The organism is Pseudoalteromonas luteoviolacea DSM 6061 (assembly GCF_001625655.1).
GTDB lineage: Bacteria > Pseudomonadota > Gammaproteobacteria > Enterobacterales > Alteromonadaceae > Pseudoalteromonas > Pseudoalteromonas luteoviolacea.
The window spans coordinates 82,990-100,354 of sequence record NZ_AUYB01000081.1 but is presented as its reverse complement, the minus strand read 5'-3'; the positions used below and the strand labels follow the sequence as shown (position 1 = coordinate 100,354).

Here is a 17,365-nt window from a genome sequence, read left to right as displayed (position 1 = left end):
AAGGGCAAAAGTGCCCTTCTTGTTTAGACTTTAAAAATTAGTCTTTTTGAGCGTTTTTGAAAGCCGCTGCCATTGCATTTTCAAATGCTGGCTCTTCTTTCTTAAGCTTCTCTAGCGCTTCTTTCTCTTCAGCTTCGAAGATAGCTTTAACAGATAGGCTGATCGCACGGTTCTTACGGTCAACACCTACAAATTTAGCTTCAATCTCGTCACCTTCAGAAACAACAGAAGTTGCATCTTCTACGCGCTCTTGAGCGATGTCAGCAACACGGATGTAGCCTTCAACGCCTTCGATAAGCTCAACAGTTGCGCCTTTCGCGTCAACTTCAGTCACTTTACCTTTAACAATAGCACCTTTTTTGTTTGCGTCTAGGTAGTTATTGAAAGGATCAGCTTCGATTTGCTTAACGCCTAGTGAGATACGCTCACGCTCAGGGTCAACCTGTAGAACGATTGCAGTGATCTCGTCGCCTTTCTTGTACTCACGTACAGCTTCTTCACCTGGAGTGTTCCAAGAGATGTCAGAAAGGTGTACAAGGCCGTCGATGCCGCCGTCAAGACCGATGAAGATACCGAAGTCAGTGATAGACTTGATCTTACCAGTAACTTGGTCGCCTTTGTTTTGTAGACGAGCAAATTCCTGCCAAGGGTTAGCTTTACACTGCTTAAGACCTAGAGAAATACGACGACGTTCTTCGTCGATTTCAAGAACCATAACTTCAACAGTATCACCTAGTGAAACAACTTTTGAAGGGTGGATGTTCTTGTTAGTCCAGTCCATTTCAGAAACGTGAACTAGGCCTTCAACGCCTTCTTCGATCTCAACGAAACAACCGTAGTCTGTAAGGTTAGTTACGCGACCAGTAAGCTTAGCGCCTTCTGGGTAACGACCAGCGATTGCTGCCCAAGGATCTTCGCCAAGTTGCTTAAGACCTAGAGAAACACGAGTCTTCTCTTTGTCGAACTTAAGTACTTTAACAGCGATTTCGTCACCAACATTTACGATCTCAGATGGGTGCTTAACACGTTTCCAAGCCATATCAGTGATGTGAAGTAGACCGTCAACACCACCTAGATCTACGAATGCACCGTAGTCTGTAAGGTTCTTAACGATACCTTTAACTTCTTGACCTTCAACAAGGTTAGCAAGTAGTTCTTCACGCTCTTGAGAGTTTTCAGACTCGATAACTGCACGACGAGAAACAACAACGTTGTTACGCTTCTGGTCAAGCTTGATAACTTTGAACTCAAGCTCTTTACCTTCAAGGTGAGCAGTGTCACGTACAGGACGAACATCAACAAGTGAACCAGGTAGGAAAGCACGGATTGAATCAACTTCAACAGTGAAACCGCCTTTAACTTTACCGTTGATAACACCGATAACAGTCTCTTGCTCTTCACATGCTTTCTCAAGACGGATCCAAGCTTCGTGACGCTTCGCTTTCTCACGAGAAAGGATAGTTTCACCGAAACCGTCTTCGATTGCATCTAGTGCTACGTCTACTTCGTCGCCAACAGCAACTTCTAGTTCACCAGCAGCATTTTTGAATTGCTCTGCAGGGATTGCACTTTCAGACTTAAGGCCTGCGTCAACAAGAACAATGTTGTTCTCGATTGAAATAACAGTACCTTTAACGATAGAGCCTTGCTCTGCTTCAAAACCCTTTAGGCTTTCTTCAAATAACTGCGCAAAATTTTCTGACATACTAAATACGTCTCATATATAAATGTACCAATAAGCGACCATGCTGCATGGGGTAGTTAAAAAAACACCGGCAGCCTTGCCAGTGCTATGAAATAAATTAGCTAACTTTTGGAAGTTTTCCTGCCAATACAGCATCTTCAATAAGTTTTAAAACTTTATTGAACACCTGCTCAGCATTTAGCTCCGTTGTATCAATATGAATAGCGTCTTTTGCTGGCACTAAAGGCGCAACAGGTCTATTCATATCTCTGTCATCACGAGCTTTAATATCTTCTAAAAGGCCCTCTAGTTTAACACTAAGGCCTTTATCCTTCAACTCATTAAAGCGTCTCTGGGCACGTTCTTCTGCACTTGCAGTCAGATAAATTTTAAGCTCGGCTGAAGGAAATACAACTGTGCCCATATCACGACCATCTGCAATCAGGCCATTTTCAGTGCTAAATGCTCTTTGCCTTCTTAAAAGCGCTTCTCTAACACGAGGAAGCATCGCAATTTTCGATGCAGTAGCGCCGACCTCTTCGTTTCGAATCGTATTGGTTACATCTTCGCCTTCAAGTACAATTCTAGATTTTTTAGTCTCACTATCAATCATAAATTGAACATCAAGGTTAGCAGCAAGTGGCACTAGTGCCTCTTCGTTATCTAACGCGATTTGATGATGTAAAACAGCAATAGACAGCACGCGATAAATTGCACCACTATCTAAAACATCCCAATTTAGCTTCTCAGCCAACAAACGACAAACAGTTCCTTTGCCAGATCCGCTTGGGCCGTCTACGGTGATTACGGGCATTGCAGCCTGCATTAATACCTCCTGAAATGCACACCTTATATAAATCGGCGCCTATTATACGCAAGTTTAATGAATAGATCCTTATCAACATGTAACTTTTTGTTCTGTTGATACATTTGTTTTCTTTTCAGGTAAGAGGTGTGCAATTGCACACCTTTATTTGATTAGTGTTCAGAGATAGAAGCAAGTACTTCAAAATAGGTAGGGAACGTTTTTGCAGTGCAGCCTGGGTCATTGATAACAACGGCTTTTCCACCTACTGCAACCATTGAAAAGCACATTGCAATACGATGGTCGTTGTAAGTATCAATTTCTGCAAGCTTAAATTCTGCTGGTGGTGTGACTTCAATAAAGTCTTCACCTTCAACAACTTCTGCACCTACTTTGCGAAGCTCTGTCGCCATCGCATATAACCTATCAGTCTCTTTAACTCGCCAGTTATAAATGTTTCTAATTGCCGTTTTACCTTCAGCAAATAGAGCGACTGTGGCCAATGTCATAGCTGCATCAGGGATAGCGTTGGCGTCTATATCAACCCCTTTCAACTTCCCTTTTCTAACAACAAGTTTTTCGTCAAACCAGTCTATTTGCGCACCAACTTGTTCCATCACTTTTGCAAAACCAATGTCGCCTTGAACACTAGATAAACCCACGCCATTTATTTCAATTTCTCCACCAGCAATCGCTGCAGCCGCAACAAAGTAAGATGCTGAAGATGCATCCCCTTCTACCATAATACTGCCAGGAGATTGATAACCTTGTTTGCCTTTTACATAAAACACTTGGTAGTTATCATGCTCAACAATGACCCCGAAGTGCTTCATTACACCTAAGGTAATGTCGATATACGGCTTGGAAACAAGCTCACCAATGATTTTTATCTCACTATCACCTTCAAACAAAGGAGCAGCCATTAACAATGCGGTTAAAAACTGACTTGAGATACTGCCATCAATTTCCACTTTGCCACCAGCAATCTTCTTACCAGCAATTTCTAATGGTGGGTAATGCGCATTCTTGAGATAAGTAACATCTGCCCCTAGCGCGGCCAAGGCGTCAACAAGATGACCTATTGGTCTTTCTTCCATTCGCGGTTCACCCGTTAATGTGAACTTGCCTTGGGTGGCAGCCAATACTGCTGTTAGAGGACGAAATGCCGTGCCTGCATTGCCAAGAAACAAAGGCTCCTTAGGCGTCAATAATTTACCGCCTGTGCCGTTCACTGTGGCTATTGTTTTGTCGTCGTTAAGCTGGACTTGCACGCCCATTTCACTCAATGCACCTAGCATATGACGGATATCATCACTATCTAATAAGTTTCGAACTTCCGTAACGCCGTCGCACAAAGCTGCGAGCAATAAAATTCGGTTAGACAGGCTTTTTGAACCAGGTAATGTTACTGATCCAGATACTTTTTTAATTGGTTCTAAAGAAAGTTGTTCCATCAGCTATTCTCCTGCGCAAAGCGTTTCATAAATGAAATCAATGCTTCAATACCTTCTTTGGGCATTGCATTGTAAATACTTGCACGCATCCCACCTACAAAGCGGTGCCCTTCTAATGCCATTAGGCCGTTTTGCTCTGCTTCGGTTAAAAACTTTTCATTTAAAGCGTCATCTTTTAACCAAAAAGGTACGTTCATCAGAGAGCGGCAATCTGCTGTAACCTTGTTGAAATAAAACTCTGAACTATCAATATAGTCATATAACAATGCTGCTTTTTCTCTATTGTGCTTTTCCATCGCTGGTACGCCACCGATTGATTCTAGGTACTTGAACACCTCCGCAGCTAGATACCAAGCATATGTCGGTGGCGTATTGTACATACTGTTTTGCTTGGCTTCGATTGCGTAGTCTAAGATGGCAGGCTTAGGCAGACCTTCTCTCTCCAACAACGACTTACGCACAATTGCGATGCTAAGCCCTGAAGGGCCTATATTTTTTTGCGCACCCGCATAAATCAGATCAAAATCGTCTACATTAATTTCGCGTGACAAAATCATAGAGGACATATCTGCAACAATCGGTGCTGTTGGGTGCTTAGGCACGTCAAAGATTTCTATTCCGTCAATGGTTTCATTTGGGCAGTAATGAATAAAGGATGCCTTTTCAGGTAACTGCCACTTGTCTACTGGTAAAATGTCAAATTGGCCATCTGTATCTGTCCTGATATCCAAAGACTCAACAGTTGTAAACTTAGCACCTTCTTTTGTTGCGCCAATTGACCAAATACCATTCTCCACATACACACCTGGCGCATCATCTAGATGCAAATTAAGTGGTACTGCCGCAAAATGGCCGCGGCCACCACCATGCATAAATAGCACTTCAAATTCATCTGAAATATTCATTAGCCTTCTTAGGCTAGCTTCACACTCATTTGCCAACTCAAGAAACGGCTTTGAACGGTGGCTAATCTCCATTACCGAAACACCTAAGCCTTGCCAATTAATGAATTCAGCTTGGGCTTTTTCCATTACGGCTGGAGGCAACATAGCTGGCCCCGCACAAAAATTATAAACGGTCATTTTTTCCTCATTCCAAATAAAAGACGTTATATAAGACGAATGCTCCGCAAGTTATACGCGCCGAACATAAAATAGTAGTCTATGAATTTACATCAAATACGATGATTGATGAAACAAAATTATCTGCTAAATAATTTAAATTAGTTGAATTTTTTTAATAAAAAAGCGGCCTAAGCCGCTTTTATTATTCTTCTGAACCTTGTTCAGGCGTATTTTCTGGTGTTTCCTCGCCAGTAGCCTCGTCGGTGACACCTTCTTCGATATCGTCGACTTCGATTTCTTCAATACGCTGAAGTCCGACAACTTGCTCATCTTCGATGGTACGGATCAAGATAACACCTTGCGTGTTACGTCCAACCGTAGATACTTCATTCACACGCGTTCTTACTAAAGTACCGCGGTTAGAAATAAGCATGATTTCATTGTTGTCTTCTACTTGAACTGCACCAACAACACTACCGTTACGCTCAGTTACTTTGATAGATACAACACCTTGCGTTGCTCGGCTCTTCGCTGGGTACTCTTCAAGTGGTGTACGCTTACCATAACCATTTTCTGTTACAGTTAAGATCGCACCATCATTTTTAGGCACAATCAAAGAAACCACTTTTACGCCGTCTGGCATTTTTATTCCGCGAACACCTGTTGCTGTACGACCCATTGGACGTAGCGCCAACATTTCTTCGCCAGTTTCTGGATCTAGTTTCACTTCACCAGTTTCAGAATCACGCAGTTTCTCATTAAAGCGGACAACTTTACCATGGTCTGTAAATAGCATGATGTCATTGCTGCCATCAGTAATATCTGCACCTATCAGGTTGTCACCTTCATTTAAATTGATAGCGATGATACCACTTGCACGCTGGCGACTATATGCTGTTAATGGAGTCTTCTTAACAGTACCGTTGGCAGTAGCCATCAACACATACTTGTCTTCTTCGTACTCTCGAACAGGTAAGATTGTTGTAATTCGTTCGTCAGCTTCTAGTGGCAATAAGTTAACGATTGGCTTACCACGTGCCTGTCTTGATGCCAGAGGTAACTGATATACCTTCAACCAATACAATCTACCAGCAGTTGAGAAGCAAAGAATTGTGTCATGAGTATTGGCAACAAGTAGACGCTCGATGAAATCTTCATCCTTCATCCTAGTCGCTGCTTTACCTTTACCACCACGGCGCTGTGCTTCGTAATCAGATAACGGCTGATATTTTACATAACCTTCGTGAGATAGTGTTACCACTACATCTTCTTCGTTAATAAGATCTTCTAGGCTAATGTCGTGTGCAGCAGCTGTAATTTCAGTACGACGTTCATCGCCATATGCTTCTTTTATTTCAACTAGCTCATCACGGATAACTTCCATCAAGCGCTCTGGAGATGAAAGAATGTGTAATAGCTCAGCGATCAAGTCTAGTAGTTCTTGGTACTCACCTAAGATCTTTTCATGCTCTAGACCTGTTAGCTTGTGTAGGCGTAAGTCAAGAATTGCCTGTGCTTGTTGCTCAGAGAGATAATATTGACCATCTCTGATCCCAAGCTCGTCTGCTAACCAGTCTGGTCTTGCCACATTTTGTTCACCAGCACGTTCAAGCATTGGTGCAACAGAGCCAAGCTCCCATGCACGCGCTGTTAATGCCGCTTTCGCTTCAGATGGCGTTGGTGACTTTCTAATTAGCTCAATGATCGGGTCAATATTAGCAAGTGCAATTGCTAGACCTTCAAGTGTGTGGGCTCTGTCGCGCGCTTTGCGCAAGTCGAAAACAGTACGACGTGTAACAACTTCACGGCGGTGAATAACAAACGCTTCTAGCATTTCTTTTAAGTTGAAACACTTAGGCTGATTGTTATCCAGTGCAACCATGTTCATACCGAACACAGTTTGTAACTGAGTTTGCGCATATAGGTTGTTAAGTACAACTTCACCTACTTCGCCACGTTTAATCTCAATAACGATACGCATCCCGTCTTTATCAGACTCGTCACGTAGTGCACTGATCCCTTCAACCTTTTTGTCTTTAACTAACTCAGCAATCTTTTCAATCAATCTTGCTTTGTTAACTTGGTAAGGGATTTCATTAACGATAATCGTTTCTTTACCGGTTTTCTCGTCAGTTTCTATCTCTGCACGAGCGCGGATGTAAACTTTACCACGGCCAGTTTTATAGGCTTGTTCAATCCCTTTTTTGCCACTGATGATAGCAGCTGTTGGGAAATCTGGGCCCGGAATATACTCGATTAATTCCTCTATGGTGATATCTGGATTTTGAATAATAGCCAGACAACCATTGATGACTTCTGTCAGGTTATGTGGTGGTATGTTAGTTGCCATACCTACCGCAATACCAGAAGAACCATTCACTAACAAGTTAGGTACTTTAGTCGGTAGTACATCTGGGATCTGCTCTGTACCATCATAGTTAGGTACATAGTCTACCGTTTCTTTTTCTAAGTCTGCTAAAAGCTCATGAGACATTTTAGCCATACGAACTTCGGTATAACGCATCGCAGCTGCTGAGTCACCATCAACAGAACCGAAGTTACCCTGACCATCAACTAACATGTAACGTAGTGAGAAAGGCTGAGCCATACGAACAATAGTATCGTATACCGCACTGTCACCATGAGGGTGGTATTTACCGATAACGTCACCGACTACACGAGCTGATTTTTTATATGGTTTATTCCAGTCATTGCGTAATTCGTTCATTGCGAAAAGCACACGGCGGTGAACTGGCTTTAAACCGTCACGTACGTCTGGCAATGCACGCCCTACGATTACACTCATCGCGTAATCTAGGTATGAATTTTTCAATTCATCTTCAATGTTGACTGGGAGGATTTCATTGGCGAGATCAGTCATTTGATACCACTTTCCTTCAGAGTCTTGCCCTTTTATGTCACACTATTGGTGCCAAAGGGTTAAGTTATTATTTATTCGGCTGTCGATATTAACACACATAAATCTAATTTGCAGTCGTAAAATGTCTGGTATTTTTATAAATAGCCAATACAATGCGCCCAGATAAACGAGGAAGCTTTTTATGACCGAACATCAAAATGTAGACCACGAAGAAATCGCAAAATTTGAAGAAATTGCCGAAAGATGGTGGGATACAGAGGGTGAATTTAAACCTCTACACGACATCAATCCATTACGCCTAGATTTTATAAATGATAAAAGCGCCGGGTTATTCTCAAAAAAAGTACTCGATGTTGGCTGTGGCGGTGGTATTTTAACCGAGAGCATGGCAAAGCTTGGAGCCGAAGCTACTGGCATAGATATGGGGCAAGAGCCGCTCAATGTAGCTAAGTTGCACAGCCTTGAAAGCGGTATTTCTGTAGAATATCGAAAAATCCCAGCAGAATTGTTTGCTGAAGAAAACCCAGAACAGTTTGATGTAGTGACGTGCATGGAAATGCTTGAGCACGTGCCTGATCCTTCTGCAATTATTGCTGCGGTGGCAAAGGCCGCCAAGCCAGGTGCAAGTGTATTTTTCTCTACTTTAAATAAAACGCACAAAGCATATTTATTAGCCGTTGTCGCTGCTGAGAAATTATTAAAGATGGTGCCTGAAGGCACACATGACCATAACAAGTTCATTCGACCCTCAACTTTAATTGGCTGGGCAGAGCAACATGGACTAAAAGTGCGTCACTGTGCTGGGATCAGTTATAACCCATTTACTAAAACATTCACATTGAGTGATGACGTCAGTGTTAATTACTTACTTCATTTCGAGAAGCTAGCATGACTAAAGCCGTTATTTTCGACTTAGATGGAACCTTGTTAAATACAAGTGATGACTTAGGTGGTGCTCTAAACCACGTGTTGCGCATTCACAATAAACCAACGGTTTCTAAAAGTGAGTATAGTCCTGCTATCTCTAATGGCGTAAAAGCATTACTTGAGGTGGGATTTGGTGAGGAACTTCAAAATTACGATGTAGAAACGCTCAGACAACAAGTCTTAGACAGTTACGCAAAAAACATTGCGGTGCACTCTCATTGTTTTGAAGGCATTGCCGAATTATTGCAAAAACTTAAATCAATGAACGTATCTGTTGGTATCATGACCAATAAACCAGGTTTCTTAACAAGACCTCTTTTACAACAGATCCCAGATCTTGCCAATATTGAAGTTGTTGTATGTGGAGATACACTAAAAGTCGCCAAGCCACACCCAGAACCTCTGCTTTTGGCGGCAGAACAACTTGGCGTAGAACCGACTCAATGTATTTACGTGGGTGATGCGCAAAGGGACATTGAAGCCGCCCACGCTGCCCAAATGCGTTCAGTGTCTGCACTATGGGGGTTCATACCGTCACTAGAAGACGCCATTTCATGGGGTGCTGAACTAAACCTAGAACACCCAATTGATATAATTTCGCACATATAGTGAAAAATTATAATTTGAGACACTACATATTGTGTCTTACACTTAATTGAGAAAGAAATTGAACATAAAAAAATCACTCAGGTTTTTTGCCAAAAAAAGACAAAAATCCTTGTATTGAAGTTGATTTTTTTAAGGGCGCAGACAACGTGGATAATTGAAGGTTAGTAAACACTAACGCTGTGAATTTATCCCAATGTTATCCACAATCTGGGCTCATTTGTTCTATTGCAAATTACAAATAACCACACTATCTTGTGATGCACTTTCAAATAGGCACCATATCTAGTGGTGATTTCCTAACCAATATAAAGAACTTGGGAATACAGGCATAGCTTATGAACCAACAATTATCTGTCAGTAAAAGAAACGGTCGTAAAGAACCGCTTGATTTAGATAAAATTCATCGTGTGATAACTTGGGCCGCAGATGGTCTAGATAATGTCTCAGTCTCTCAAGTAGAGTTAAAATCTCATATCCAGTTTTATGATGGGATCCGTACTGAAGATATTCATGAAACTATCATCAAAGCAGCTGCTGACTTAATCTCTAAAGATACTCCGGATTATCAATACTTAGCTGCTCGCTTAGCAGTATTCCACCTAAGGAAAAAGGCATACGGTCAATTTGAGCCTCCACACCTTTACGATCACGTTGTAAAGCTTGTGGAAGAAAAGCGTTACGATGAACACCTATTGAAAGATTATACGCGCGAAGAGCTCAATGAACTCAACGAGTACATTGACCATAGCCGCGATATGACTTTTAGCTATGCCGCAGTAAAACAATTGGAAGGAAAGTACCTAGTTCAAAACCGTGTTACAGGCGAAATTTACGAGAGTGCTCAGTTCTTGTATATGCTTGTTGCGGCAAGTTTATTCTCAGATTACGACAAAGAAACGCGCCTTGACTACATCAAACGTTTTTATGACGCTGTTTCTCAATTTAAAATCTCACTACCAACGCCAATTATGGCAGGCGTTCGTACACCAACACGTCAGTTTAGTTCTTGTGTATTAATCGAATGTGACGATAGCCTTGATTCAATCAACGCGACCTCTTCTGCTATTGTAAAATACGTTAGCCAACGTGCAGGTATCGGCGTAAATGCAGGTAGGATCAGAGCTTTAGGTAGCCCTATTCGCAACGGTGAAGCATTCCACACAGGTTGTATCCCGTTTTATAAACATTTCCAAACGGCAGTAAAAAGCTGTTCGCAAGGTGGTGTACGTGGTGGCGCAGCTACCCTATTCTACCCACTTTGGCATCTTGAAGTTGAAAACTTACTTGTCCTTAAAAACAACCGTGGTGTTGAAGAAAACCGAGTTCGTCACTTAGACTATGGCGTTCAGTTCAACAAAACAATGTACACACGTCTTTTAAAAGACGACTATATCACTTTGTTCAGCCCTTCAGACACTCCAGGTCTATATGATTCATTCTTTGAAGATCAGGAACTGTTCGAAGAGCTTTATACTAAGTACGAGCAAGACGAATCAATTCGCAAGAAGCGTATCAAAGCAATTGAGCTATTTTCAATGTTTGCCCAAGAGCGCGCAAGCACGGGCCGTATTTACCTACAAAACGTTGACCACTGTAATACACACAGCCCGTTTGATTCAAAAGTAGCACCTATTAGGCAATCAAACCTTTGTTTAGAAATCGCTTTGCCAACTAAGCCTCTAAACAATGTGAACGACGCTGAAGGCGAAATCGCACTTTGTACCCTCTCTGCATTCAACTTAGGGGCAATTAAAGATTTATCTGAGCTAGAAGAGCTGGCTGAGCTAGCTGTTCGCGCACTTGATAACCTACTTGATTTCCAAGATTACCCGGTACCAGCAGCACACACTGCAACAATGGGTCGTCGTACTTTAGGTATTGGTGTAATTAACTTTGCATATTATCTTGCAAAGAATGGTAAAAAGTACTCTGATGGTAGCGCTAACGCACTAACACACAGAACATTTGAAGCGATTCAATACTACCTGATGAAAGCGTCAAATGAACTTGCTAAAGAGCGTGGCGCATGTCCTAAGTTTAATGAAACTACTTACTCACAAGGTATTATGCCTATCGATACATATAAGAAAGATGTCGATAATATTTGTGATGAGCCGCTTCATTTAGATTGGGATGCACTAAGAGCAAGCATTAAAGAGTTTGGCATGAGAAACTCTACCGTTTCTGCACTAATGCCGTCTGAAACTTCTTCACAGATTTCAAATGCAACAAATGGTATTGAGCCACCTCGTGGTCACATCAGCGTTAAGGCAAGTAAAGATGGGATCTTGAAACAGGTTGTTCCAGAGTATGAAAAACTAAAAGAGCAATATGAGCTACTGTGGGATATTCCTTCAAACGATGGTTATCTTGGCCTTGTAGGTATCATGCAAAAGTTCATCGACCAAACAATTTCAGCTAACACAAACTACGACCCAACGAAGTTTGAAGGTGGAAAAGTGCCAATGAAGTTGTTGTTGAAAGACCTACTGACAGCGTACAAACTTGGTGTTAAGACACTTTATTACCATAACACTCGAGATGGCGCTGCTGATGCCCAAGATGAGTTAAAGCCAGAAGCTGAAGACGATGGCTGTGAAGGCGGCGCTTGTAAGATTTAATCAAGCTATAATTATTGAAAAAGCCCAGTATATACTGGGCTTTTTTACAATGGTGCCAACGCTTTCACCATACTAATTGTTTATAGACAATAAATATCAAACATCAGAAATTATGTCGTGCCCTATTTTTAAGCACTAAATATTGTCACCAATAAAGCGAGTACAGCTCCTGCACAAACCTACTTATTATTTTCCTCACAATTAATTTTATCCAAAATAACTATTAAACTGCGGATTATATTTTGGAAAATACTAACACCAGACTTATTTATACAGTGGGCTAAAAAAACTTGGAACTACCGTGGCTGCCTCACATGTCCATAAATACATACTGTACTTTGATTGTGTGAAACTTGATAGTAAGCACCTTTGGAGGATAGCTGATAGCAATTATAGATTTGATTAACTGGCAATCTCCAAAACGCAGCCAAAAGAGGGCCTGCGGACCCTGTGGCAGGATCTTCTTTTTTACCATATTGAGGTGCGAAATATCGAAAATACACACTCTTTGGCTCTTGTGCCTCGACAGATGTTACCAGTAATGCCCTACGGGTGAGTTGACTAAACTTAGCCTCATCAAAATCAAAGTTAAGTATTTTATCTTTATCCTGCAATTGCACAATGAGATATCCATCTTTAGGCTGTGTTTGTTTCAAGCTAATGGCTTTTGCATTAAGAGTTTCTAATATAGCGTCTGATGGACTACTAGGTTCAAGCTGGGCTTGGGGTAAATGCATAACGTATTGTTCTGCCGTTTTATGTGTAATGCAAATTTTATGATTTTTGGCCTGAAAATATTGTTTATTTTGATGAATGCTTAAGAGTGACTTTAATACGTCGGCTGCTGCGAGCGTCGCATGTCCACAAAATTGAATTTCACTATGTGGTGAAAACCAACGGATCAGGTGTGGGCCTGTGTCATTAACAAAAACGAAAGCTGTAGCCGGTGATGCGTTGCTAATTGCGACTGCTTGAAGAAATTTAGTATCTTCATACTCTGTAAGCCGAGTACATAAGTAAACAGAAGCTAAGTTGCCAAGGTAGGGGTCTAAGCTAAAAACTTGTCGAACAAAACACCTATCCATATAAATCCCTATCCCACACAGTTAACAAAGGTGTAAAGCCCTAAATATTACAAATATACCTAGACCCATACACCTATTGGCGTACCCATTCTGTTGCTAGGTTTATAGCTAATAAAGAAAGAATAAATGATTATTCGTCTTTATAAACCTGCCAAAGTGAGTCTATAAAGTGCTCATTGGCATCAGTAAAGTTCTTAATTAATTTAAATCCAGTTTGTTCACACAGGTCCTCGATATCTTTTTTGGTAAACTTAAATGAATACTCCAAGTGGATTGCTTCATATGCATCAAATTGAAATGTGCGTTGCAATGCCTTTATATAGACTGCTTGTTTTTCGGTTGATAGTACGTAGCTCTCCATTGCGCCAAGTATCGGGTTGTAAATGCCATAATGTTGAAACTTATCTAGTTTAAAGTTACCACCCAGCTCATGATTAATACGGTGCAACAAGTTGAGATTAAACCGTGCTGTTAACCCCGCCTCATCGTTGTAAGCAGCGGTCAATTTGTTAACGTCTTTTTTTAAATCGTACCCTGTTAAAATATAGTCTTGCGAATTCAAACTCATCCACAGTTTCCTCAAGAAACCTTGGCTCTGTTCGCGATTAAAGTTACCAATATTAGAGCCTAAAAAGAGCACCAGTTGCTTGTTACTCGATTGGCTTCTAACTAGCTTCAAGCCTTCAAAATACTCTGCGACGACACCATGAATTGCTAGTTTTTCATTCGGTACAATATTTTCTTGTAGCATCACCATGGCTTTTTCTGAAATATCGATAGGATAAAAATTTACTTTGCAGCCATTTTTCAAAAAGCCATCAATAATAAGCTGGCTTTTGCGTCCATCTCCCGCACCAAGCTCAATAATATCTATCTCTTGTTCGTCAATTAAGTGGGCTAATTGGCTACTTATTCGAGTTAGAATTTCAAACTCCTTTGCGGTCAAATAATAATCTTCGTGTTGAGTGATTTTTTGAAAAAGCTCACTGCCTGTATCATCGTAAAAGTACTTTGCAGATAAATGCTTTGGCTGTGCACTTAACCCTGTCAATACCTCTATTGCTAATTGGTCCTCTTCCGCATCTTGTCCATGCCCATTTTGAGTCAATAATCTAAAGTGTGTCATTAAATATCCTTCGCTAATCTAATACCTGAAAACATCCAACGTTGATGCGGTGCATAAAAATTTCGATAACTATGGCGATAATGAGATGGAGGCGTTGCTATACACCCACCTCTCAAGACAAACTGATTACACATGAACTTGCCATTGTATTCAGTCAGCATGCCCTGATAGGGCTTGTACCCTGGATAACCAGAATAGTGACTTTTACTCCAACACCATACTTGGCCAGTTTGAGCGTCTCCTTTGATTGGGTGATAAACACCAGATTCATCACCGTGCTTTTTTTCGTGCTCGTTTTCCTCTACCGAATCATCAATACTTGAAGCCAAATACACTTCCATTTCTTGCTCATCAGGTAACCTTACGCCTTTCCATTTTGCATATGCATCAGCTTCAAAATAACTAACATGTGTGACAGGCGCATTGAGGTCCAGTAGATTTAGGCCATGAAGCGTAAATTCATACCATTCATTGTCTATTTTTCGCCAATATAATGGATGACCTATATGATTATCATTAACCCACTCCCACCCTAGACTCAACCAAAATTCCGCATGACCATACCCACCACGGTCTATAAATTCGAGGTAATCACCGTTTGTCACCGTATTTTCACTGATTGCAAATGAATAGATGTAGTTCTTATGTCGTGGCTTTTCATTATCATAAGAAAAACCGCCGTCGCTGGCACCTACACTGTAAATACCTTCATTAAAAGAACGCCATATTTGGTTTACTGGTGAAGCAAACCCAAGGGGTTTTTCACTAAATACTGGTGAAGTCGGATTGCTGCCCAAAATAAATTTGATATCCATCAGCAATAGCTCTTGGTGTTGTTGCTCATGATGAAGCCCAATCTCTAGTAAAGACAAAACGTCATCACCGATTTCAGCATTGGACAGATAATTCACCATAAAGTTATCTACATAGCTTCTATAGCGGATCACCTCCTCTACTGTTGGCCTCGACAGTTCACCACGCTGGCTCTGTTTCCAATGTTGGCCTGCAGATTTGTAATAGGAATTAAATAAAAAACGATATTGTTGATGAAACCGAGTATATTCGCTCAAACACTTCACCAATATGATTTCTTCAAAAAACCATGTTGTATGGCCCAAATGCCATTTTGGAGGGCTTACATCCGCAATGGGTTGCACCGTGTAATCCTCAATCTCCAAACGAGAACACAGCGCTGTAGAAAACTCTCTTATCCGTAGGTATTCATCTATAAAATACTTGGACTTTTCGGTACCGCTCAATTGCTGCCAATTCATATCTTACCTAAAAAGAAATCTCTCAATTTCAGCTATCGCTTCCTTGCTCTACATTACAAGCCAATATCTATAAAGTTCACCATTTGCATCCTGGTTAAGGTATTTCTATATACTTTTCAATACATTGGCTTTGTAGGAGCACAGCTTTTGTTAAACAATATTAATCAAATTATATACATGCTAGTCATTGAAGATTGTATAGCGATGTATATGTGTCAAGTTCAGCCCTGAATTCATGGTAAAACTACCTCAAAACGTGAAACTGGTTTCAACTGCATAGCACACTGTATCTTGGGCGACTGCCAACGTTTCTACTTTAAGATCAGTCCGTATATTATTCATGGTGTTGCTAACATAATAGCAACACCCGCCTTTTGAAAAGTTGCATAAATTGCGTTATTTCACAGGTACTACATACGGAAATTTATTGGGGTGTCGATTAAAAGTATTTGCATGATCTGTTACTTTGCGTCCCATAAAGAGACTCAAAACAGCATCCATCGCATCGTCACTTGGCTTACGTCCATTGATATTTGAGTAACTATATTCGGCTCGACTCCCCACTGTATAAGAAATCATATCCGGTAATAATTGTTCCGCTACAGAGTCCGAATATTCCACCAAATCTTTTCGTTTTCCATCTAACGCTACCGCCCTTAAAACCATACCTGAAATGGCATATCTGCGCGATGCATCGCTATCGGGTCGATGGTGAACATGCTCACTGACTTCCATTTTGTTATTTGCTAGAAATAAATGTGTTACGAGCGGGTTTGCAACTCTATTAACTTGAACCCATTGGTCTACGTTATACATCGCACTGGTTGCATAGACTTGAATATTCTTCGGTAGCATTTTGTTTGGGACTTCAATGAGAATAATGCTACTTCTAAAGTCTTTAAATAAATCAACTCCCTTACTAAATTTTGATAATTCAAGTTTACCTTCACCAATCAAAGTGGTTAAAAACCCTATGATCCCCTCTGAATTTCCTACAAATGGGTCATGTGCTGCGCCACTCCAAACTTTAATACCATTCTTAAATTTTGAAGCCTTACCTATAGCTGCTCTGCCAAATTCTTTTCCTTTCATCCCGATAGCTTGATTAGCGCCATCAGCTAAACCAAATACCAACTGTTCTCCTTGGAGGTTTACAGTAATGGTGATACCGCCGGCGCTAAGTGAATTGCCATTCGCTATATGAAAACTATAAACCCCATTTTCGCCAAAATCAGCGCGATCCTTAGTTGTTGGGTTAACGTCCATCATAAAGGCGGTGTAACCTTGCCTTTGTGAATCAAAAACAAACATGTCTGTTAAATCAAATTGAGGATATTGCTGTGCAAGCTTGCTTTCAAAGTGATGGCTTGCAACTACTGGTGCCGAGTTTAGGCCAAACGTCAGTGCCAACAGAGCTAAAGTAGCTTTACTGAGTGGGATCTTGCGCGAATTACTCATGATGGTCTCCTATAAATCTTCATGGATGTAAAAAGTTCGTTGTTATTTTTATAAGCTGAATTTGCTTTTCACCTCCTCTATTTGCCCGGTGTATTTTAATGAAGATTAAAACTACACCCGCTGCAATTAGTTTTATGCTATGCCTTAAAACTGAGCTTATCTATGACTAAAGCGATTGAAATCTTGTCAGATCGTACAATGATGGTTAAAACTAAATACGGTAGTTGTTGTTAATTAGTCATTTGTATAACTGGTGTGAAGTGTTGAATGTTATGTTCAGCGATATAAGTGAACAAATGGCAGCGCTCAGCTAAAAAGACTGAGAGTGACAAGCCTCATATGTAGGATTTTAATGCCCTTTGCTATTTGGAGAGATA

Annotated in this window: 12 protein-coding genes; 3 read left to right on the top strand and 9 right to left on the bottom strand. The window is 40.9% G+C overall.

Annotated elements, in window-relative coordinates; genetic code table 11:
• Window positions 1-37: 37 nt before the first annotated feature.
• The 5 genes from rpsA to gyrA all read right to left on the bottom strand — a co-directional run bounded on the left by rpsA (window position 38) and on the right by gyrA (window position 7,888).
• Entirely contained in the window at window positions 38-1,705 is a 1,668-nt protein-coding gene (gene rpsA / locus N475_RS04530; protein ID WP_063357209.1) for a 30S ribosomal protein S1, read from the bottom strand.
• A 97-nt stretch (window positions 1,706-1,802) separates the two neighbouring features.
• Complete coding sequence (cmk, locus tag N475_RS04525) at window positions 1,803-2,510, bottom strand: (d)CMP kinase (RefSeq protein WP_063357210.1); 708 nt, start codon at window positions 2,508-2,510, stop codon at window positions 1,803-1,805.
• A 152-nt stretch (window positions 2,511-2,662) separates the two neighbouring features.
• Window positions 2,663-3,943, bottom strand: a complete 1,281-nt coding sequence (aroA, locus tag N475_RS04520; protein ID WP_063357211.1) for a 3-phosphoshikimate 1-carboxyvinyltransferase — start codon at window positions 3,941-3,943, stop codon at window positions 2,663-2,665.
• Window positions 3,943-5,025: a 3-phosphoserine/phosphohydroxythreonine transaminase gene (serC, locus tag N475_RS04515; protein ID WP_063357212.1), complete on the bottom strand. Its 1,083-nt coding sequence runs from the start codon at window positions 5,023-5,025 to the stop codon at window positions 3,943-3,945. The genes aroA and serC overlap by 1 nt, the downstream gene beginning before the upstream one ends.
• Window positions 5,026-5,209: 184 nt before the next feature.
• Window positions 5,210-7,888: a DNA gyrase subunit A gene (gyrA, locus tag N475_RS04510; RefSeq protein ID WP_063357213.1), complete on the bottom strand. Its 2,679-nt coding sequence runs from the start codon at window positions 7,886-7,888 to the stop codon at window positions 5,210-5,212.
• A 181-nt stretch (window positions 7,889-8,069) separates the two neighbouring features.
• On the opposite strand from gyrA, the gene ubiG reads away from it, so the two are divergent.
• The 3 genes from ubiG to nrdA all read left to right on the top strand — a co-directional run bounded on the left by ubiG (window position 8,070) and on the right by nrdA (window position 12,045).
• Entirely contained in the window at window positions 8,070-8,780 is a 711-nt protein-coding gene (gene ubiG, locus N475_RS04505; RefSeq protein WP_063357214.1) for a bifunctional 2-polyprenyl-6-hydroxyphenol methylase/3-demethylubiquinol 3-O-methyltransferase UbiG, read from the top strand.
• On the top strand, window positions 8,777-9,424 hold the full coding sequence (locus N475_RS04500; RefSeq protein ID WP_063357215.1) for an HAD family hydrolase: 648 nt from the start codon (window positions 8,777-8,779) through the stop codon (window positions 9,422-9,424). Before ubiG ends, N475_RS04500 begins: the two co-directional genes overlap by 4 nt.
• A 335-nt stretch (window positions 9,425-9,759) precedes the next feature.
• Complete coding sequence (nrdA, locus tag N475_RS04495) at window positions 9,760-12,045, top strand: class 1a ribonucleoside-diphosphate reductase subunit alpha (protein ID WP_063357216.1); 2,286 nt, start codon at window positions 9,760-9,762, stop codon at window positions 12,043-12,045.
• Window positions 12,046-12,341: 296 nt separating this feature from the next.
• Here nrdA and N475_RS04490 read toward each other — a convergent pair whose 3' ends face one another.
• The 4 genes from N475_RS04490 to N475_RS04475 form a co-directional block, all read right to left on the bottom strand.
• Complete coding sequence (locus tag N475_RS04490; protein ID WP_063364751.1) at window positions 12,342-13,130, bottom strand: PhzF family phenazine biosynthesis protein; 789 nt, start codon at window positions 13,128-13,130, stop codon at window positions 12,342-12,344.
• Window positions 13,131-13,260: 130 nt separating this feature from the next.
• Window positions 13,261-14,256 carry an L-histidine N(alpha)-methyltransferase gene (locus N475_RS04485; protein ID WP_063364750.1) on the bottom strand — a complete coding sequence of 332 codons (996 nt, stop codon included), beginning with the start codon at window positions 14,254-14,256 and terminating at the stop codon, window positions 13,261-13,263.
• Window positions 14,256-15,530 (bottom strand): ergothioneine biosynthesis protein EgtB, encoded by a 1,275-nt coding sequence (gene egtB, locus N475_RS04480; protein WP_063364749.1) that lies wholly within the window; start codon window positions 15,528-15,530, stop codon window positions 14,256-14,258. The genes N475_RS04485 and egtB overlap by 1 nt, the downstream gene beginning before the upstream one ends.
• A gap of 396 nt (window positions 15,531-15,926) precedes the next feature.
• A complete protein-coding gene (locus tag N475_RS04475; protein ID WP_063364748.1) occupies window positions 15,927-16,988 on the bottom strand; it encodes a DUF4331 family protein in 1,062 nt (353 codons plus the stop codon).
• Window positions 16,989-17,365 lie beyond the last annotated feature (377 nt).